This is a genomic window from Polyangiaceae bacterium (genome assembly GCA_020633205.1).
GTDB lineage: Bacteria > Myxococcota_A > Polyangia > Polyangiales > Polyangiaceae > JAHBVY01.
On the sequence record JACKEB010000011.1, the window covers coordinates 554,613 to 574,768 of the forward strand.

At 64.8% G+C, this 20,156-nt stretch carries 15 protein-coding genes; 9 read left to right on the top strand and 6 right to left on the bottom strand.

Annotated features, from left to right (window positions below; all coding sequences use genetic code 11):
* Positions 1-204: 204 nt before the first annotated feature.
* Positions 205-384, bottom strand: a complete 180-nt coding sequence (locus H6718_08995; GenBank protein MCB9585522.1) for a hypothetical protein — start codon at positions 382-384, stop codon at positions 205-207.
* A gap of 177 nt (positions 385-561) precedes the next feature.
* Here H6718_08995 and H6718_09000 point away from each other — a divergent pair, with 177 nt between their 5' ends.
* Both H6718_09000 and H6718_09005 read left to right on the top strand, forming a co-directional pair.
* A complete protein-coding gene (locus H6718_09000) occupies positions 562-1,503 on the top strand; it encodes an HDOD domain-containing protein (GenBank protein MCB9585523.1) in 942 nt (313 codons plus the stop codon).
* Positions 1,504-1,517: 14 nt separating this feature from the next.
* A complete protein-coding gene (locus H6718_09005) occupies positions 1,518-1,775 on the top strand; it encodes a hypothetical protein (protein MCB9585524.1) in 258 nt (85 codons plus the stop codon).
* A 141-nt stretch (positions 1,776-1,916) separates the two neighbouring features.
* Here the strand turns inward: H6718_09005 and H6718_09010 are convergent, their stop codons facing one another.
* On the bottom strand, positions 1,917-2,210 hold the full coding sequence (locus H6718_09010) for a hypothetical protein (protein ID MCB9585525.1): 294 nt from the start codon (positions 2,208-2,210) through the stop codon (positions 1,917-1,919).
* A 394-nt stretch (positions 2,211-2,604) separates the two neighbouring features.
* Between H6718_09010 and H6718_09015 the strand changes: the two genes are divergently transcribed.
* Together H6718_09015 and H6718_09020 are read left to right on the top strand one after the other, a co-directional pair.
* Positions 2,605-5,490 carry a protein kinase gene (locus H6718_09015; protein MCB9585526.1) on the top strand — a complete coding sequence of 962 codons (2,886 nt, stop codon included), beginning with the start codon at positions 2,605-2,607 and terminating at the stop codon, positions 5,488-5,490.
* Complete coding sequence (locus H6718_09020; GenBank protein MCB9585527.1) at positions 5,487-7,037, top strand: hypothetical protein; 1,551 nt, start codon at positions 5,487-5,489, stop codon at positions 7,035-7,037. Before H6718_09015 ends, H6718_09020 begins: the two co-directional genes overlap by 4 nt.
* 11 nt (positions 7,038-7,048) lie before the next feature.
* Here the strand turns inward: H6718_09020 and H6718_09025 are convergent, their stop codons facing one another.
* The 3 genes from H6718_09025 to H6718_09035 form a co-directional block, all read right to left on the bottom strand.
* Positions 7,049-7,807: a hypothetical protein gene (locus H6718_09025; protein ID MCB9585528.1), complete on the bottom strand. Its 759-nt coding sequence runs from the start codon at positions 7,805-7,807 to the stop codon at positions 7,049-7,051.
* Positions 7,791-8,573, bottom strand: a complete 783-nt coding sequence (locus H6718_09030) for a FadR family transcriptional regulator (protein ID MCB9585529.1) — start codon at positions 8,571-8,573, stop codon at positions 7,791-7,793. The genes H6718_09025 and H6718_09030 overlap by 17 nt, the downstream gene beginning before the upstream one ends.
* 227 nt (positions 8,574-8,800) lie before the next feature.
* Positions 8,801-11,380, bottom strand: a complete 2,580-nt coding sequence (locus tag H6718_09035) for a VCBS repeat-containing protein (GenBank protein MCB9585530.1) — start codon at positions 11,378-11,380, stop codon at positions 8,801-8,803.
* A gap of 579 nt (positions 11,381-11,959) precedes the next feature.
* Between H6718_09035 and H6718_09040 the strand changes: the two genes are divergently transcribed.
* Genes H6718_09040 through ugpC form a run of 5 tightly spaced genes read left to right on the top strand, consistent with a single transcriptional unit; the run spans position 11,960 to position 18,947 of the window.
* The gene (locus H6718_09040) at positions 11,960-13,552 is read left to right on the top strand and encodes a carbohydrate porin (GenBank protein MCB9585531.1); all 1,593 of its coding nucleotides are present in this window, start codon (positions 11,960-11,962) and stop codon (positions 13,550-13,552) included.
* A gap of 2 nt (positions 13,553-13,554) precedes the next feature.
* Entirely contained in the window at positions 13,555-15,387 is a 1,833-nt protein-coding gene (locus tag H6718_09045) for an alpha-amylase (protein MCB9585532.1), read from the top strand.
* A 40-nt stretch (positions 15,388-15,427) separates the two neighbouring features.
* Positions 15,428-16,687: a M50 family metallopeptidase gene (locus H6718_09050; protein ID MCB9585533.1), complete on the top strand. Its 1,260-nt coding sequence runs from the start codon at positions 15,428-15,430 to the stop codon at positions 16,685-16,687.
* Between the two features lie 44 nt (positions 16,688-16,731).
* Positions 16,732-17,868 (top strand): chorismate synthase, encoded by a 1,137-nt coding sequence (aroC, locus tag H6718_09055; GenBank protein ID MCB9585534.1) that lies wholly within the window; start codon positions 16,732-16,734, stop codon positions 17,866-17,868.
* Between the two features lie 5 nt (positions 17,869-17,873).
* Positions 17,874-18,947 carry a sn-glycerol-3-phosphate ABC transporter ATP-binding protein UgpC gene (gene ugpC / locus H6718_09060; protein ID MCB9585535.1) on the top strand — a complete coding sequence of 358 codons (1,074 nt, stop codon included), beginning with the start codon at positions 17,874-17,876 and terminating at the stop codon, positions 18,945-18,947.
* Between the two features lie 29 nt (positions 18,948-18,976).
* Here ugpC and H6718_09065 read toward each other — a convergent pair whose 3' ends face one another.
* Positions 18,977-20,125: a hypothetical protein gene (locus tag H6718_09065; GenBank protein ID MCB9585536.1), complete on the bottom strand. Its 1,149-nt coding sequence runs from the start codon at positions 20,123-20,125 to the stop codon at positions 18,977-18,979.
* Positions 20,126-20,156: the final 31 nt, after the last annotated feature.

A 20,156-nucleotide genomic window follows, 5' to 3' on the forward strand; every position in this document is an offset into this window, starting at 1 on the left:
GCGGTGCTGGACATGATCCCCCTGTGGGTCGGCTCGCCCTGACAGTGTGTCGCGACGCGCGAGTGCGCGCCGCTTTCTGTCAAAGCGTTCGTCGATTTGACGAGTGCTGACCCGGTACCCCGTGCCCAGCGGTCTCTCGGAGATCCGCGGATTACCGGCTCTATGTGTGGGTCCTACGCGAAGCTGAACCCGGAGTGTCTCGGACTAGTGGCGAGCCTTGACGAAGTCGTCGAGGTCATCCGTGTCTTTCCACGCGAACTGCTCCTCGATCGGCGGCTCCTTCGTCTCGCCACTCGAGTTCTTGAAGAAGATGACCGGGATGAGGCTCATCGCGCAGACCAGTGAGCCCACGATGGCGACCAAGTTGACTAGGCCATTGTCCATGACGCCGCTTTCCTTACCCGAAGCTGGGCTGGCCGCAAGGGTTGGCACGCATGTTGGATTGTCGCAGGGCAGGACTCTCGGAGATCTCGACGATTTACGGGGATTCCAAGGTCCAGCGATTCAACAACAGCCCGCTACGCCCACTTGGCGCCGGGCCACTGGCGGAGGTCGAGTCAGATGAATGACGCAGCAATTCTAGGGGGCACGGGCGCGAAGCGCCCGGGGGCGATAGCCGACAATGTGGTCGAGGAGCTCTGGTTTGGCGATGTGGATGATTCTCAGGACGAGGCCCACGCCGCCGCGAGCCTCGCTGCTCGACTTGCGGATGTGCAGGGGCTGAAGCCCTTCCCGGTCGTCGCACAACGGGTGCTGGCGCTGCTCAATGACCCGGACTTCGACCTGGGACAGATCGCCAAGCTGCTCGAGGGTGACACAGCGCTCGCGACCAAGCTGCTGCGTGTGGCAAACTCTAGCCTATTTTCGCGCGGAAATAAAATCGCAAGCATCGAGTCCGCAGTCGTCCGCCTGGGTGGTAAGACGGTCATGGACATGCTCCTGGCGGTGGCCGCGATGGGGCTGTTCAAGGACGCGTGGGGCGCCGGTCTCCGCGTACGAGAACACTCGGTCGGCGTAGCGGTGGTTGCCCGGCGCCTTGCGAACCTGTGCGGCTGGTCCGGCGGCTCCCAGGTGTTTCTAGCGGGCCTCCTGCATGACGTCGGCAAGCTGCTGATCATGCAGGCTGACGAATACGACTACGCGCCGGATGGGGGCGTCGATGTGCACCTTGGAGAGCGCGTGGCGCTGGGATACGACCACGCGGTGCTTGGCGGCCACGCGCTGCGTCTGTGGGAGGTCCCTGAGCCTTTGCCCGTTGCAATCGCTTGGCACCATCAGCTCGGGCGAGCTCTAACTGCGGGAGGCGATGTCGGGCTGATGGTCGCGATGCTCGACCTCGCTGACAACATCGAGAAGTGCCTAGCAGAAACCGCCAGCTGCTCCACCGAGGACCTCTCGAAGCGATCCGCGGCGGAATACTTGCAGCTCACGGCTGCGCAACTGGACTCGGCTTGGGACAGTTTCCGCGAGGAACGCAGCGAGGCCCTGGCGCTGTTCGCTTGAGAGGAGTGCGTCGGATGGAAACGGACCCCTCGCTCGAGTGCTCACCCCGGCGATTTCCCACGTTGCCGGTGGAAGAGGTGGTGTTGTGGCTCTGGGCAGATGTGCGCTACTTCGCGATGAAGACGCCCCGCAGCGACGCCCTGAAGGGTCGTACTTTTCGCGATCCCGAGCGCGCACCCCGGGTGCGCGCCGCGAGTCGCCCTCAGCGCCAACCGGCGCGACGTCTGACACCCCGGCGCCGTCAGCCCGAAGCGCTGCGAGTTGCTGCCTAGTCTCGTACGGCCGCTTCCGTGCGGGTCCATCGCTGGCTTGCGCGGCTGAGGCTGATTGGACTTGAAGGTCGGCGTGCCCGCCGGACACCGTGCACCTTGCAGTCCCACTCGTGTCCTGTCCCGCAGCTGTGGCTAGCGTCACTAGCTCGCGAGGAGGAATGAGCGGGCGACCACGAGGTCAGGCGCCAACGCCAACGCTTGCTCTGCGGTACGGCTGGCGTCCACTGCGCGGCCGAGCTGCGCGAACACGAACGCCAGCGTCGCCAAGCAGCCAGGTCGGCCGGGGTGCTCCGGAGGGAGGGTGAGCAGTAAGCGCGACAAGGGCACCTGCGCCGCTGCGTAGTTTCCAGCCTTCAGCTCTTCCAGCGCCTCAGCGTGGAGCTGCAGCTGGAGCGCCGAACGATGAGTCGAAGCGGGGGAACGTAGGTGGGTCATGTTGCTCCTTGCGCGGCTTGTGCCCCGCGGGACAACCATCTTCGCTTTGCCGTCGCCGCGCAAGTTTCGGTGTGACAAACAATGTCAGGTTGTCGGAGTGCCCTGGAGCGGGGCGCTGATTGTCACCGGATGTCAGCCGCTTCGCCGCGTGGGTGTGACCCACGCGCGGCTCACTCTCGTTTGCGCGTCGGCGCCGAACTCTGACCCGGAGGTGCGAGAATCGCAGGCCATTCCTGCGGCCTCCACAGTGTAAATTCTTGAAGAAAACCAAACGGTTGAGAGCCATTTGCTGAAGAGGGCTAGGCAACTTTAGATACGAATTGGTATCTATTCTACGGTCGGCTCTGCCGGGTGTGACTTTTGCGCACACTCAGCTACTACCTCGGACCCCGCCATGATCGGCTCCCCAGCTCTCCCCGATTTCAACCCCGGCCCGAACGTGGCTGGTTGGTCCGTGCTCGGCTCTCGAGGCAGCGGCTCCCTCACCCACGCGTTCGGTGCACAGCGTGGAGGCAAGCGCGGGGTGCTGCGCTTTCTCCACTCCAACCTGGCTGGCATCCCCGAGCTTGGTGAGCGATTCCTCCGGGATCCGATGATCGCGAATGAGGTCCAGCACCCCTTCTGTGTGCGTGTGCTCGACTCGGGTCATCATCAGGGGCTGCCCTTTCTAGTGAGCGAACTGGCCGACGGGCAGTCGGTTGCAGACCTGCTTGCCCTAGGGCCCGACACCTTTAGCCCCGCGCACGCGCTCAAGGTGATGTGCGGTGCGCTGGAGATCCTCGACGTCGCTCACGGCCAGAACATCGTGCATCGAGATCTGCGCCCCGAGAGCATCGTCGTGTCAGAGCTGGGGGAGGTGTGGATCCGCGATTTTGGTTTCGCGCGGCTGCGCGAGATTGGTGGTGTTGCGGCGCCCCTTGCCTTCGTTCCCCCAGAGCGACTGAGCCAGGGCACCGGCGCTCTAGACTCCCGAGGCGACTTGTTCGCTCTCGGCGCGATTTGCTTCAATTTGCTCACCGGCGAGACTCCGCTCTCGCGGGCTTCGAGCAGTTTCGACCGTCCGAGCTTCGGCCTGATGTTGCCCGATGCTCCGCTGGAGCTGGTGGAGTTGGTGGACCGTGCGCTGATGCGTGACCCGGAACGGCGCTTCCAGACCGCAGCTGATATGTACCGCGCTGCGCGTCGCGCGCGGCGGCTGCGGGAGCTAGAGGAGCCGGGGCGTTTCGTCAGCAGTATTCGGCAGCTGAAGACCGCTGTGGCCAAGACCCAGCCGCCGATTCCCCGGGAGGACGTACCGAGCGAACCCAAGGTCGTCGTTCACGAACGTATCCCTGCGGCACCAGCCCTGCCCGATCTGACAGCGGTCTCGGCGGCGGCGTCGCCAAGGGTTGGTGCAGCGCACGCAGATGTGGCCGGACCGGCGGAGTCTCCCACGTACGCGGCTGTGCCTGCTGACCCGCTGCTTGGGCAAGCGGGGTCTCCCGGCGCGGTGGAGCTTTCGAGCGCGGCGACCCAAGAGCTGCAAGGGGTATCTGGCAGCCTGGATCTCGAGCCAATCAGTGACGATGAAGTGCGGGTGCTGCGCGAGTTGTTTGCACACTGGGAGCGCTCGCTGCGTGCGAGCCTGCAGTATGGGCCGGAGCACCCGGAGAGCGAGCGCGCGCGTCATCGGGCTTGGGCTCACATCGCCCGCGCTCTCGAGGCCTCTGACGGCGCGCTCCTGTGTAACCTGAGCCCCTACGCCTTCATGCTGGCGGACGAGCCGGTTTGGGAGCCAAGCGGTAGCTTCGAGCGCATCCCTTATCGCTTGTTCGCTGATGGTGTTCGCGTCTTGGGTTTCCGCGCGGGGATGACCCTGGACGAGTGGGAGAAGCTCTCCGAGTGCATGCTCACGGACCTGGACGACGACCCGCTGAACGACTTCACGACGCTGCTGTGGGACGCGGATCTGCCCCATGTCGTGTGTCAGGTGGTAGACGTTTTTCAAGAAGGTGACGGACGCGCCCGCGAGGCGCTGGACGAGGTCCGTCGCTCCGTCGTCGCTGTCGCGAGGTTCGACAGCCAAGTCCAGCTGAGCGACTGCTGGCGCGAGTTTCGCGGCGACCCAGCTAACGAGCAGGACTGGCAGGGCGAGCTGGAGCGCTCACTGGGTGCCACGGGCCGTCGCCTCAGCGAACTGCTCGAGGCGGAGGCCAACCGCATCAAGGAGCTGGCCTCTGCCCTGGAGGGTGAGCGCACCCAGGGCGTGAACCGCTTCGTCTACGTGGCGAGCAGCGGGCTATTGCACGCTCTGAGGTCCAGCTCGCTGCCAATGGTTCTGGTGCCCCTGGAGCAAGCGCTCAACCGACTGGGGGCCGAGTCCGCCTTGGTTCGCCTCGAGTGCGCGCTCTCCCTGATCGAAACGGCGGGTCGGGACGCCACTCTACGAGAGACGCTGATTTCCCGCGTGTTGACCGCGCGGGTGGTGGAGGAAAGCGTTGTGGCGCTCGACGAGCTCGAGGCTCAGCAGCGAGAGCTGTTGTGGGCACGCCTCGCGCGGCTCTTGGACGACCACCACGCTCAGGCGCTGGCTGATGTGTTGACCCAAGTGTCGCCGGACTTCGAGCGTGCGATCTTGGTGCAGCTAGTCGCTGTTTCGCGCGGAAACGAACAGGCCCTCGGCCAAGCGATCTTGCGAGCAGGGCTCGCTCAAGCGCTGACTCTGGTGCGGGCCCTCGCGAGGGGTGACAACGCGCCCGCGCGCGCTGCGTTGATGGAGGCCTGTGCGCACCCGGAACCCGTGGTCAGACTCGAAGCACTGAACGCTTTGGGCGCTTCGTCAGAGCGCACCAACCTCGAGCTGCGCCAGCTTCTGGAAGATCCAAGTCCCGAGGTGCGTCTGGCCACGCTGCGCACCATCGCCGACCACGAGGTCAAAGTGGTCGGGCCGGCCCTCGCCATGCGCATCCGCTCAGAAGAGTTCGACGAGCTGACACCCCACGAGCGCGGGATGGCGTTGGATGCCCTAGCGCGGCTCTTGCCTTCGCGCGCAGAAGACGTCGCGGTCGAGCTCCTGGAGCGGAATCCCCTGGTTGCTACTCGCGCTCACGACGAGACGCGGGAGCTTGCGGCGGAGCTCTTGGGGCGAACCGCGACGGGTGCCGACGCAGAGCGCGCCCTCGAGCGTGAGCAGGGACGTCGGTTCCGCAATAGCGAGCGAGTTCGCGATGCATCGGCCCGAGCGCTGGAGTCTTTGCGACGCCGCAGCGTGCCACCTCCACCGGGAGATCCTGAGCAATGAGTGAATGGGATCGTCAGACCCGCACCACCCAGCCCAGGGTGCCAAGCGAACCTCCCGCTGCAGAGCAAACCGAGGACAGCGGGCCGCCGTCGATGGAGCGTGTTGGGCCGATCCGCGTCTCGTCTGCGGCGCCCAAGCCCCGTAGCAACCCCCCGACGGCGCAGCGGCGCTCACAAGCGCCGGGGCGCATCCAAGGAGATGACGCCGCCGAGCCGCTGACCGCCCTGTTCCGCTTGTTCAAGAACGGGCGGGTCCATCGCATCGACAATGCTGCGGTGGTCCTGGCGGCGGAGCAAGCAACGTCAGCCCTGCGGCGTTTCTCCGCGGTAGCGAATCGTCCCGCCAGGCTCACCTTCATGGGCGATCTCGTCTTCGTTTGCGGGGAGCTGCTGCGCGCGGGACGTGTGACCTACGAGGCGGCGCGAGAGCTCGGGGCGTTGCTCTCGGCGACCGGGGTGAACGAGCTGGCTTTCGGCGCCGGCGTCTCGGGCCACGACCTGATTCAGTTGGTCGATGCGTGGGTGGGCGCGCTGAACCAAGGTGCCGATCTCTCTACGTTCGACAATCCCCGCATCAGGGTGCGCAACGTACCTGAGCTGGCCTATGCACCTGTCGGCGCGGAGGGCGGGGACCCCGCTAGTCGTGCGCTCGACTTGTATGGTGTGAGCATCGCGGTGATGCGGGACTTCTACAAGGACGTTGCCGCGGGGAGCAACCTGTTGCCCAAGCGGGTGAAACGCCTCGCCCAGCGCTGGGTGATGAGCGCACTCAGCGGCGAGGAGTCATTCCTCCACCTCACCACACTCTCGACTTCCCATCGCGACGTCGCGGGTCGGGTCGTGCACTCAGCGCTCTTGTTGCTGGCCATGGCGCGGGTTATTACGCGTGACAGGCGTATCCTTGGGGAATTGGCCATCATGTGCCTGCTGGCCGAAGTCGGCCGCGTACGGGCCGCAGGGGCGGTCGTGACGGCGGCCTCTGATGCCGCAGAGCTGATGAGCCTGGAGGCTACCAGCGCCGCAATGATCGCCAGTGGCGGCTGGGAGCCTCAGGCGTGGCTGCGCACCGTCGGGGCGTTCGAGGTTGCGTGGCTCGAGCGCGAGGCGCAGCTCGGGAAACTCTACGGTGGCCAAGCGGGGGCACTACTGAGTTCGCGTATGTTGCTGGTTGCTCGCGCCTACCTGGAGTGCGTGGCGCCAGGCAGCGGCAGACCAGGTGTGGCGCCTCCACAAGCGCTCGGCGCGCTGATTCGTCGTCCGGGCTTGCACCCCGGCATCGTGCGCCTGCTGGCCAGGGCGCTTGGGATCCTGCCGACGGGAACCGTGGTGGAGCTGGAGGGTGGCGAATGGGCCATCGTCTCCGCTCCCAAGGCGACTCAGTCGTACCACCGTCCCGCGCTGCGCTTGGTGACCGACGCCGAGGGCAATCCTCAGTCGGTGCCTTTGCAGGTGGATCTGGAGCAAACCAGCGTGTCCGGGATCCGCCGCATCGTCACTTCCGAAGAAGCCCGCTTCAATCTCGCGCAGGTCTTCTTCGGCAAGCCCTAGCAGGCTGCCTGCTAAACGGTCTCGCCGGTAGTGCGCCAGAGGTGCAGCTCCCCCCGCCGCCAAGCAGCATACGTCTCTTGGGGCGTTGCGGGCTGCTTCGCGCACCAGCGCAGGTAGGCTCCAAACGCCACGTCGGGGTCGTTGGCTTGCTCCGGTGGAAGGGAAATGCCGTCTGTGAGCGCGTCGCGCAGGGCTTCTTCCAGGCGCTCGTGATAGCCCTCGTAGACGACCAAGTCTCGCAACCATCGGCTCCGCGGGGAATCAACCTGAGTGACGGTCAAGGTCGCCTCGAACGCGCGCTCGAGCCCTCCGGGAGTGAGCCGCAGGAGCTCCAGATCATAGGCAAACTGAGCGCCGTCGTGATGCGCACCAAGCAGATGGCTGATGATGCGCTCCGGGCTGCTCACCAGGCCGGAGAAGTCGAGGGGAGCGACCGCCTTTTCGCGTAGCAAGAACGGAAAGCGCAGTGGCCGCCACTCAAGCGCTCGAGCGCGCCAGTTGCTGCGCACTGCATCCGCCTTGCAAGTTCCGACTGTATCCGAGCGGAATAAGACGCGATGCCACATCGAGATCACTCCCAGCTCTATCTGCCAGAGGTTCGGCACCCGCGTGAGCTCGCCCAGGTCTGCGATCTTCTCTAGAGACTCCAGCACCTTGCGCGGATTCACCAAGAGCAGATACGCGTGCCACGGGATCTCCTGGCGCAGGTCCAGGTCAGGATTTTGTGGGTGAGGCGCGCCGGTCGCGCAGCTTTCAACCGATTGGGTCACGATGCTTCTTTCCTCTCGCTTTGGGGCGGCTCAGGAGTCGCTTGAGTCGCGCCAAGGTATCGCTGTCTCGGCGCTCGAGCTCCGCCACCAGCAGCGCGGCGTCAGGCCGAGCGTGCGCTTTGGACTCGAGCCAGGACAACAGCAGTCGGTAGCCGGCGACGTTGGTGCTTGGCTGTGCGTAGATCAGCGGGGGCAGCTCCGGGATCTCCGAGACAGCACTGCTGATCGGGTTCATGCATAGTGCAAGCGCCGGGCTGTGGGTCGCGCGCAGCATGCACCGAACGACCTCCAAATCTGCCTGCGTCAAAGCGGCGAGATCCCCGCTGCCAGCGAGCCGCTCGAACTCGTTAATTGCCGCGCGGATTATATCGAGGTCTTCGGAGGTGGCGCGCTCGGGCAGCACCTCGAGCACTGCCCGCGCCATGTGCCGGCGCATGCGCAGCAGGTCTTCGATCAGCAGAAGCAGCTGCCCGCGCTCTCGCGCGACCCGTGCCATGTCTGGCAGTAGCTCAGGCCCGCCGTGAGTGGCAAAGTCGTGCACGGTGTAGCCGCTGCCCTGGCGCACGCTCAGCAGCCCTGCGGTCTGCAGGCGGCTGAGCGCGGTGCGGACGGTGACGCGGTTCACCCCGAAGCTGGCGGCCAGGGTGCGCTCTGGGGGTAGCCGTTCGCCGACCTTCAGCTCACCCTCGAGGATCGCTCGCTGCAAGGCTGTGACGCAGGCGTCGACGGCGGACGCAGGGGAGATGGGAGAGACGTTCAGGCTCATTGAGGATTGGTATGTTGGTCCGACCAATTGAGCTGGTCAAGAGGAACCATTCAAGGGCCGCTCGGTGCCGCGTGTAGCGCCTCTGGGCGTGCGCCTCGTCGCTCCCTCACCCCCGAAAAATCCTGAAATAAAATCAGGACTTCGCCTGATGCATCGGGTACCCGCAAAACGGCAAAGGGCGAGCCGTCAGCTGACAGCTCGCCCTCGAGGCTTGGGCAGTGCGCGGATCAGGACGGACCGCAGTGCCCCGCCGCGGGCTCGCTCTCGTTGTTGTCCTCACGGCACTCGTTGAACGTGCGGTTCTGGGGGTCGATGATGACGCGCGCGACGTAGGTGTCCTTCGCGGAGAGGGAGCCATCCGTGGCGGTGACCACCAAGAGCTCCGTCTGGCCTGGCAACAGCTCCTTGGTGGTGACGCCGCTCGCAACTTGGTTCCCCGAGGCATCAAAGACTCCGACGTTTACACCCGCCGGCAACCCCGAGAGGCCTTGGTTCTGCACTCGCACCTCGAAGCTCACCGGTGTGGTGCACAGCACGTTCAGGGTGAGTACGGCGTCTGGCGCGTTGAACAGGCCGCTGTCCTGGACGTTCTGACGGAAGTTGTTCAGCCAGCCCAGCTCCCAGTTGCGCTTTGCTGCCGTGGGGATCAGACCGTAGGTCTGAGGCGCGTTGCACGCGCTGTCACGCGAGTCGCAGATGTTGGTTACGTAGTAGGAGTGCTGGCTCCAGATGGTGCGCGTGCCGACCCAGCTGCTCTCACGATCGCCGAAGACCGTGATGCCACGGTAGGCCGCTGCACCCTGGGGTTTGACCCAGGCCTTGCGGTTCATCGTGGGATCTGGCTGGTTCCAGGGCGCGACGTCGCACTTCCAGCCAGAGCCGCTCGGGTCCGCGCCATTCGACACCATGACGATTTCCGCGTGGCCATCACCATCGACGTCCGCCACGAGCGCATTTTCCGTACCTGTGAAGGAGGTGGTTAGCTCCGCCAAGAGCACGGCGCCGGTCGTACCGTCGTACACCCAGAGGAAGCACTCATCCGCATAGATGACCTCGGCCTTTCCGTCACCATCGAAGTCGAAGACGCTCGAGCCCGTCACGTTGGAGGAAAGGTCGTGGTTCGGCGCAGACCACACGATGTCGATGGTGTTGGTCGTGTAGTTTGGCTTGGTCATCACGTAGACGTTCTTCTGCGCAACACCGATCTCCGGCTTACCGTCGCCGTCGAAGTCCGCGACCGTTGGCGGCCCACCGCCGCTGTCGGGCAACGCCACGCTGAGCTCTGGGGCGCCCGTCGCGCCCTCGAGGATGTCCACGCGGTTCGAGCCCGTCAGCACGACCTCGGGCTTGCCGTCGCCGTCGAAATCTGCTACCGCAGGGAAACCGTCGCTGACGCTCGTCTGGCGCCAAAGCTCCGTGCCGTCGCGCTCGTAGATGGTATTGCCTGCGACCAGCTCGAGCTTGTCGTCTTCGTCCACATCAGCGAAGAATGACATCGCGGTGTTGGAGTTTGTCCCGCCGCGGCCATGGGTGCCTACCCACTGACGGACGATTTGATTGCCCTGGATGCTCCACAGGGTGCGGCCGTATGCGACCTCGACGTTGCCGTCTCCGTCCATGTCGCCCAGGGAAATGCCACCGCCCCAGCCGAACGCGTTGCTGTTGGTGTCCGCGGTGTCCGTCGGGCTGTCACTGATTGCCTTCACGGCGCCGGTACTATCGATCCACGCGATGTAGCCATCGCCGGTCATCGTGATGATGTCGACGCGCTCATCACCGTCGACGTCACCCAGCGCGACGGTGGTGCCGGCGAAGCCGAAGTTGCCCGTCTTGGCCTTGTTCAAGCTCCAGATTTCCTCGCCGCTGCGTCCGTCGAGCATGCGCAGTACGCCGGTCAGGCAGGAGTGCGGTGTGCTGCCGTTGCAGTGACAACACGTGCCCTGGTTGTTCGACGAGACGAAGATCACGTTCGGCGGATCGCTCTCGTCCACCTTGCCGTCGCAGTTCGCATCGTACACCCGCGCGACGGTGGGCGTAGACCAGACGTCCGCCTGGTTCGGGTACTGCTTCGGAGTGTTAGGCGGTAGCCCCCACTGCCACTCGATGATCGGATCCAGCGCGCCTGGAGGCGGGAAGTACTCGCAGTTCTCGATACATGCGTTGCCCGCGCCGCCGGCCCCGCCGGTTCCGTTCGGATCACAGATTGGGGGCAGATCGACGCAGCGCCCGCTCTGGGGCACTGGTTGCGTGCAGGTGGTACCGGTGCCTCCGGTCCCTGCGGCGCCACCACTGCTGGCTCCGCCGCTGCCTGACCCGCCCGCGCCGCCACTCCCGTTGTCGCCGAGCGCCGTCTCGCAGTACTGACCGTCTTCGCAGTCGGCAGGCGTCTGGCAGGCCTTGCCTGGGACCACGCAGCGCTCGAAGCTACAGAACTCGCCCGCGTTGCAGCACACGTTTCCGCACGCCTGCTCCGCTGTGGCGCAACACTCGCCGCTTGCACTGCACACCCCGCCGTCGCACTCGTCGTCGGTCTTGCAGCCCTTGCCGCCGCCGCCGTCGCCGATGATACCTCCCGAACCGCCGTTCAGTGTGCCGCCGCTGCTTGACCCGCCGCTGCCACTATTCCCCGCGGAACCACCGAAGCTCAAGCTTCCGCCTGAGCCGGCCGTCTCGCCCTCCGACGAGCATGAGCAGCCTGCGAGGTACAACGCCATCCCGGTAAGGCCCAGGGCGCGGAAGACCGCGCCGCGCCCTAGCGTGGGTGCGGAAAGAGAAGTGAGGGAGCGTGATCGGGGAGCCTGAGCCATGGAGACCTCCAAAAGGGCTCCCAGTCTAACACCCGGAGTATGCGACTCGGGTAGCAGAACGGGCGTTGGGTCGAGCTGCGTAACTCGTCACTCAAGAACGGTTTTCCGCGTCGGCACCCCACCGCTTGGTCTGCGCGCTCGCAGGCGCGCTGGGGCCGAGTCAGCACAGGGCCGAGTCGCCTCGGGTCGAGTCAGCACAGCGCCAAGCGAGCACGGCCCGCGTGGCGGAGAGCGCAACGCAGAGAAAAGCTGACACTACCGCTCTTGGCAATTTCCAGGCGGATTTTTGGGGGAGGGAGCGCTGAACGGATGCCTCGCTCGCCGCTGATGACGCGCTGCGCGGTGTGTCCCCGAGCGGGCCCAGCTCTCGACGACGCCGCGATTCGAGAGGCCCGCTCCAGCCGGCAAAGAGCAATCAGTCTCGAACGATTTCAGTCATCTACGCGCTCCTCGGTGGATACGCCCTTCGACTCACTCAGCGTGACGCCAGGGCTGCTATGGCTGGCGACCTCCCGGGCGGCGAATTAACACGACCGAAACCTGGAGGATTCGGTATAGTAACTCTGGAGTGAGTCACTAATGGAGCTTCGACGTTTCTGCGGGATGGGGTTGAGCGTGGCGCTGGGAGTCGCCCTGTTCAGTCCGCGGCTGTTGGCTCAACCTGTGGATCTGCCGGAGGAGGCCGCCGCAGCTCCGGAACCGGAGCCCGCGGACGTCCAGTTGGAAGACGCTCCACCTCCCGCACCGGAGGCGAAGCCAGAGCCGAAACCGGAGACGCGCCCCCAGGCGGAGACTGAGCCGCGAGGAAACGCAGAGCGGGCACCTTCCGCTCCCACTCCGGAGAAGCCAGCGCCTCTCGAGCTGACCTACCCCCGCGGCAGCTTCAGTTTTGGCTCTTATGGCCGAGTAGTTGCGGCGGGGGACTTGCGGGGTGGCCGCGGTCGCGATGCCGACATCGTCGCCCACGGGGCGCGCATCGACGAGGGCAGCTACGGCGAGCTGGAGTTGGTCCGAGACGACGAGTGGGAAGACGGAATCCACTCTCGCGTCGTCTCGACATTGGCCATCGGCGAGCCGGTCTTCCATGACTCCGGGACGTTCGACGCAACGATTGCCTTGCGGAATTTCTACGTCGAAGAGCGCGGCGTGCTCGACCCGGGGCTCAGCGCTTGGGTCGGCTCGCGCATGTATCGCGGAGACGACATCTACTTGCTCGACTTCTGGCCGTTGGACAATCTGAACACGGTAGGCGGCGGGCTCAAGTTCAGCTTCAACGACGACCACACCTTCGTCGCGTGGCACGTTGGTATGAACCTGGTGGACGATCCGTTTCAGCAGCAGAGCGTCTTGCGGCCCGCCGCACAGAATCAGCCAGGAACGGATGAAATCCCGCTCTTGGATCGCCCGCGCACCATCTCGTCGCTGAAGCTAAGCCACATCTTCCCGATGGGAGAAAAGGCGGGGCTGAAGGCCGTGCTGTACGGTGAGGTGCACAACCTACCGGCGGGAGAACGCGAGCTCGACGACGGTCGTCGGGAGGACCTGCCCGGCGACTCTGGTGCGGTGATTGGCGGACAGGTCGGTGGCTTCAAGGGTGAGGACGACACCTTCGCAAACTTGTTCGTACGCTATTCGACCGGCCTTGCTGCGTACGGTGAGTTCTCCACTCCCCAAGGCACCTCGGAGTCCAACGACTCATCCGGTGCACATGAGCTCTTGATTGGGCTCAGCGGAAACTGGGACTCCCGCTGGGTGAGCGTCTTGGTCGGGGGTTACTTCCGCTCTTTCCGCGACGCATCTCCAGAGAAGTTCCGCTTCGACAACGTCGACGAAGGCATCTTCGTGGTTCGGCCTCAGGTCTACTTCACCGACCATCTGGGGCTCGGGGTCGAAGGCTCATACCAAGCTCAGCAGCGCGGTGTGCTGAGCACGGTGGACAACCAACCGCTGATGGGCAGCTTGCTCCGCTTCGGCCTGATGCCGTTCATTTCCCCTGCGGGGCGGGGCAGCTTCAAGCGGCCTCAGCTACGCTTGATCTACGTGGTGACATCCAGGGATGCGGGGGCGCGCTCGCTGTACCCGAACACCGATCCGTTTGCGCGTCGCCAGACCGAGCAGTTCTTGGGCGTGGGCGCCGAGTGGTGGTTCAACTCTTCGAGCTACGGGCAGTGATCATGAACAAAATATCCGCAAGGAAAAAAGGGTCAGGTTCACGGCTGAGCGGCCTGCGCTGGCTGGGAGCCGCGCTCTTGATGGGCGTGTGCAACACCGGCTGCATGGACTTCGAGGGGCTCGAAGGAGAGCGCGAAATCAGCACTCACGTCCAGGACTGGCGGGACGAGGTCATCTATCAGCTGATGGTCGATCGCTTCGCGAATGGCGACCGCGGGAACGACTACCGCGTCGACCTGAGCGCGCCGGCTCGCTACCACGGAGGTGACTGGCGAGGCATCGAAGAGAACCTCGACTACCTGAGCGACCTCGGCGTCACGGCGCTTTGGATCTCGCCCATCGTAAAGAACGTCGAGACCGACGCCGGCGTAGATGGCTATCACGGTTACTGGGCCCAGGACCTGACGATGCTCAATCCCCATTTCGGGGATCTCGCGAGCCTGCGTCGGATGATCGATGCAGCCCACGCACGAGGCATCAAGGTGATCCTCGATATCGTGACCAATCACATGGGTCAGCTGTTCTACTACGACATCAACTTGAACGGTCAGCCCGACGAGCGTGTCGAAGGCAACGGAACCACCAGTCAGGTCAAGGCGATCAACGAGTACGATCCGGACTTCGATCCGCGCGGAATACAGGCCTTCACGTCGCTTGGGGAGGCGGGTCCAGCGCCCATCATCTTCCAGCGCGACGCCGCGACCAACCACATGCCGCCGAGCCAAGCCGTGCTGCGCCGGGCTTCCTCCTACAACCGACGCGGTCGCGTGTGGAGCTACGACATCCCGGAGCAAGTCGAGAAAGGCGACTTCCCTGGTGGTTTGAAGGATCTGAACACCCTCGACCCACAAGTGCAGGAGGTCTTGATCGACAGCTTCGTGCGCTGGGTGGAGCTAGCGGACTTCGATGGCTTCCGCATCGACACCCTCAAGCACGTAGAGCATGAGTTCTGGCAGGTGTTCGCGCCGGAAGTGCGGCGACGCTTGGCGGAGCGAGGCAAGACGAACTTCTTCATGTTCGGCGAGGCCTTCGATGGGCGCAGCGACGTGGTGGGGCCCTACACGTTGCCGGGCGAGGTCGATAGCGTCTTCTTCTTCCCCCAGCACTTCCAGGTCTTCCGTGACGTGTTCCAAAACGGCGCGGCCACCACGCAGGTCGCCAACCTGTTCCAGACGCGTGACCAGAGCGGGCTCTACGGGACGCAAGCTCAGGAGCAGGGGATTGGCATCGCGCCGAATCGCGCGCTGGTCAACTTCATCGACAACCACGACGTTGCGCGCTTCAAGTACAGTCGGGATGACGATACGGCGCTGGAGAATGCCCTGCTGTTCCTGTTCACCGAGGACGGCATCCCGTGCGTGTATTACGGAACCGAGCAAGGTTTCCGCGGTGGAAACGATCCTGCAAACCGCGAAGATCTGTGGAGCAGCGGTTACGATAAGAACTACCGCACCTACCGTTGGATCAGCCGTCTGTCGAAGCTGCGCCGTAACTATCCGGCACTTACGCGAGGCGAGCTGAACTTCACTTGGGTGACGGATCGCGTGGCAGACGAGCCAGACGCTGGAATCCTAGCGTTTGAGCGCCGAGGCGGCGACGCCGGTGAGAGCTATGCGCTCGTCGTGATCAATAGCAACGCCGCGCACACGAGCCGTACGGAGTTCGAAGGGACTGCGATGTCGGTCAACGCGCCAGCGGGCTCCGTGCTGGTCGACGTTCTGGATCCGAGCGGCCCCAGCTACACCGTAGCCGCCGACGGCACCCTAGCGCTGGACGTGCCGGCGACGAGTGGCAAGATTCTAGTCCCGCAGGCTCAGGTCAAAGCGGGTCTCTAGCGTCGGCATACATGCTAGGCGTTGAGTGTTGACCCCAAGCATGTCTTCACCTCTCTACGACCCCGCTCCTCGTCGTCCGCTCGCGCGGGACGAGAAGTGGATCGCGGCGCTGTTTTTCGTCGTGTTCTTTGGATCGCTAGCCGGTGAGCTACTGCGTGACTTCACCCCCATGAAGCTGGGGTTGGTTTTCGTGGTCGCGGCTTGGGTACCACTCTTGGTGCTTCACGAGCTGGGCCACGCGTTGATGGCGCGATTGCTTGGCTGGCAGGTGTATGAGGTCGTGATCGGCCAGGGGCGTGATGTCGCGCGCTTCGTCCTCGGGGATGCGGTCATACGGTGGAAGCTTGTGCCGCTGACCGGGCACGTGCGCACCGTCCCTAGCGACCTGCGCTACGCTCGCTTCAAGCAAGCGATGGTCTTCGCAGCAGGACCAGGGATCGAGCTGCTCTTGGTGCTCATCGCCTACCTCGTTGCTGGCGATCGCTTGCTCCAGCGCACGAGTTCGGTGCCTTGGGTCCTCCTGCAGAGCGTGTGCCTCACTGCGGCGATCGGCGGTGTGCTCAACTTGGTTCCCTTTGCCGTGAAGGGCGGTGTCTCCGACGGCATGGGACTCTTGCTGAGCTTTGTTACTCCGCGGAAACAACTGGAGTGGCAGCTGGCTGCGCCTTGGGCGATTCGTGCCGAGCGCCTACTTGACGACGAGCGGAGCGAGAAGGCCTTGGAGGTCACGGACCAAGGGCTCGAGCGCCTGCCTCTGCACCCGCGCCTCCGGCTCAGTCGGGTGCTGTGTCGGGCCGCGCTCGGGGACGACCAAGCCGCGGTTGAACAGCTCGATGAGTTTGGCGAGCTCGAAGCGTATGACACAGACCTCAAGGCGTTGATTTTCACGACTGGCGCCGAGGTTGCGCTCCTTGCAGGAACCCGCGAGCGCTTGTTCGATGCGCGTCGCTTGGCAGATCTAGCCTTGGGGCTACGCGCCAACGCCGCGGACGCGCTGCGCATCAAAGGGGCGGCGTTGATCGAGCTCGAGCATGTGGAGTCCGGGATCGAGCAGCTCGAACTCGCCAGCCGGGTTGTGAGCGACGAGGCGGAGCTCGAGCGGGTGTTTGCGTGGCTGGCGGTCGGCTACTCCCGACTTGGTATCGCGCAGCGTGCGCGCGTGTACTTACATGAGCTGGCGATGCGGCGCCCAGCGGCTCGGATCCGCCGTCTGTTGGCGGACGTCGATCCGCGGTTCGCTTCGAGTGCAGAACCCGGAACTCACAGCCGCACACCGAGCAGTGAGGATCTCGACGCATAAATGCTTGTCGCGCTCGCGCGGCGCGTGCATTTGACGGGCGGCAAATGGCGGGGAATAGCTTCGGACAGGCGTTTCGCATCACCACGGCAGGGGAATCTCACGGCCCCGGCAATGTGGTGATCATCGACGGTTGTCCGCCGGGGCTGCCGCTCTCGGTGGATGATCTGCTTCCTGATCTCGCTCGCCGACGCCCAGGGCAGAGCAAGCTGGTGACGCAACGTCAGGAGGCGGACGAACCTGAGATCCTCTCCGGCGTGTTTGAAGGTCGCACCACGGGCACCAGCATCGCGATCCTGATCCGCAATCAAGACCAGCGCTCGAAGGACTACTCGGACATCAAAGCCAAGTACCGCCCTGGGCACGCGGATCATGGCTACGACGCGAAATACGGGTTTCGTGACTACCGTGGCGGGGGACGCTCGAGCGCCCGAGAGACCACGGTTCGAGTCGCTGCTGGTGCCGTAGCGAAGAAGCTGATCTGGGAGGCGTTTGGTGGTCGCGTGCTGAGCTACGTGACCCAGGTGGGTGACATCAAAGCGGTGATTGAGCACCCTGAAGCGCTCGAGCTCGCTCAGGTCGAAACGTTTGCTGACGGCTCACCGAACCCGGTGCGCTGCCCAGATGAAAATGCCGCGCAGAAAATGATCGAGTTGATCGATCAGGTCCGCATGGCCCAGGACTCCATCGGGGGCGTCGCGGAGGTCGTGGCAACGGGAGTCCCCGCCGGACTCGGCGAGCCGGTCTTTGACAAGCTGAAGGCCGACTTGGGACACGCCCTCTTCAGCTTGCCGGCGGTGTTGGGCGTCGAATACGGAAACGGATTTGGCTGCGCGACGCTGCGCGGCAGCGAGAACAACGACGTGTTCACTAGCGAACGACGCCCCGACGGCAGCTCTCGTATCGTGACTCGGACGAATCGCCACGGCGGGATGCTCGGGGGGATCTCCAGCGGAATGCCGATCGTGCTGCGCGCGGCGATCAAGCCGACAAGCAGCCTCTCTCAGCCTCAGGACACGGTGACCCAGAACGGTGAAGTGACGCAGATCGCCACTCGGGGTCGTCACGACCCGTGTCTCTTGCCTCGCTTCATTCCAATGGCAGAGGCGATGGTGGCCATCGTCTTGGCTGACCACTGGCTGCGCTGGAGAGGGCAGCGCTCGATGGCGCACGGGGAGGAGTAGGCGGGGTGGTACGTGTTGCGATCGAAGGGCTGAAGAAGGGCTTCGGTCAGACTCAGGTGCTCAAGGGGGTCGACATCGACTTGCCTGACGGCGGCTTCGCCGTGTTGGTGGGACCCAGTGGCTGCGGCAAGTCGACCCTGCTGCGGCTGATCGCGGGGCTGGAGCTATCCGACGAAGGGAGCATCCGCTTCGGAGAGCGAGACGTCACGCGGCTCCCGCCGCGCGAGCGCGACGTGGCCATGGTGTTTCAGTCCTACGCGCTGTATCCGCATTTAACCGTGCGGAAAAATTTGTCATTCGGCCTCGAACTCAAAGGGACACCCGCCAGTGAGATCGAATCACGCGTCAAGGAGGTCAGCGCGATGCTCGGCCTCGAGCAGCTCTTGGATCGCATGCCCAAGGCGCTCTCTGGCGGGCAGCGCCAGCGTGTCGCCATGGGACGCGCCATCGTGCGCCGCCCCGCGCTGTTTCTCTTCGACGAACCTCTCAGCAACCTAGATGCCGCCTTGCGCGCCCAGGTGCGCGTCGATATCCGCAAGCAGCACGACGCACTCGGGGCAACCAGCGTCTACGTGACCCACGACCAAGTCGAAGCGATGACCCTCGCGGATCGGCTCTTCGTGTTGAATCAAGGCTTGGTCGAGCAGAGCGGCGCACCACTCGAGATCTACGCGCGGCCAGCGACGCGTTTTGTGGCGGCGTTCCTTGGTAGCCCCGCCATGAACTTCATCGACGTGCTGGCGAAGCAGGGGGCAGACGGCTGGACCGTCGAGGCGCCTGGGCTGAGTTTGCGCGCGCCCATGCAGGGGCTGTCTGGGATCGCTGATTCTCAGCCGCTCACTCTGGGAGTGCGGCCCCATGCCCTCGAACAGCGCGCGGATGGCGGGGTCAAGCTTCGGGTCGAGGTAATCGAAGCGCTGGGCAGCGAGACGTTTGCACACGGAAAAGTCGGCGAGGCGACCGTCGTCGCGCGGCTGGATTCCGGCGCAAAGGTGAGCGCCGGTCAGGAGCTGACGCTCGGCGCCGCCCCCGAAGAACTACACCTCTTCGACCCTGAAAGCGGCGCTGCGCTGCGCTGAAGCAGACATCGTAGCGCAGCTCCTGCAGCTCAGTTGACGGGGAAGCTCGCCGTTGGCGGGCGCTCGCCGGCGGGAGGGGGCGCAGGTGCCGGAGGAGGCGCGGGCGCGGGCGGTGGGGGCGCGGCCACTGGCTTCACCGCCACGGGCTTCGGAGCCGGTTTCGGCTTGGCTGCTGGCTTTGGCGCGCTCACGGGGACCGGCTTCGTGGGTTCAGCAGCTTTCACGGGCTCCGGCTTGGGGGCTTCCGCGGTCGGCTCCGCTTCGGCGACTGCCGCCGGCTCCTCCCCAGGCTCTTCAGCTGTAACTTCTTCCGCTGCGGGCTCTTCCGCGGCAGGCTCTGCTGCTTCGGCTGTTTCCGTGGGGAGCTTGTTCTCTTCAGCCTTGGCCGGCTCAGGCAGGGGTGCTGCCGGGCGCTCCGCTACGGCCTTTTCCGTGGCGACTGCGCTCTCGGTGTGCGGCGCGGTCGCTGCGACCTTTTCGTCGCTGCTGCGGTTCAACAGGCCGATGCCCGCCAAGATCGCGAACAGCCCAACGACGCCGGCCACATAGGGGATGAAACGGCGGTGGTGCTGTTGTTGTTCGGGGGTGAGGGGCAGCACCTGGGGGAAGTCCTCCTCAGGTGTGGAGTGCAGCGTAGCGCGGTGGTGATCCGTCTCGCTGATGCGCTCGCCCGCGTCGAAGAACGCGGCTTCTTCCTCGTGGTCGTGGACCGAGTCGTCGCGACCGTCGGCTTGCTTGGACTTGGCGTTGTGGCCCTTGGCCTTGCCCGCCTTGGACTTCGCCTTGGTGGTTGCTTTGGGTGCTTCCTCACCCCCAACCGGCGAAGTGGCTGCGACTGCCTTTTCAGTTGCGCCCTTCTGCGCCAGCTGCGCGTCGCTAGCGGTTGCCTTGGCTTCAACCTCGTCGGCTACCGGCTCACGCTCGGCCGCTTCGGCCGACTTCGCGGCGACCGCGCTGACCTCCTCAGTCTTGGAGGTCTCTTTGCTCTGCGAGAGCTCGACCTGCGGTTCCGGCTGTGCTTCCGGGCTCGCTTGCTTTTCCGCAGGGGAACGCGAGGAACTCGGCGCCTGACTGGTGCGCGCTGACGGCGCCTCCGAGCGGCGGCCCCGCTGGTTCTTGCGGCGCTTCTTGTTGCGTTTGGCGTTACGGCGGGACTGACCGTCAGCTGCGCTGGTCACGGGCTCTTCGAAGCTCCTGTCTGGCGTGCGT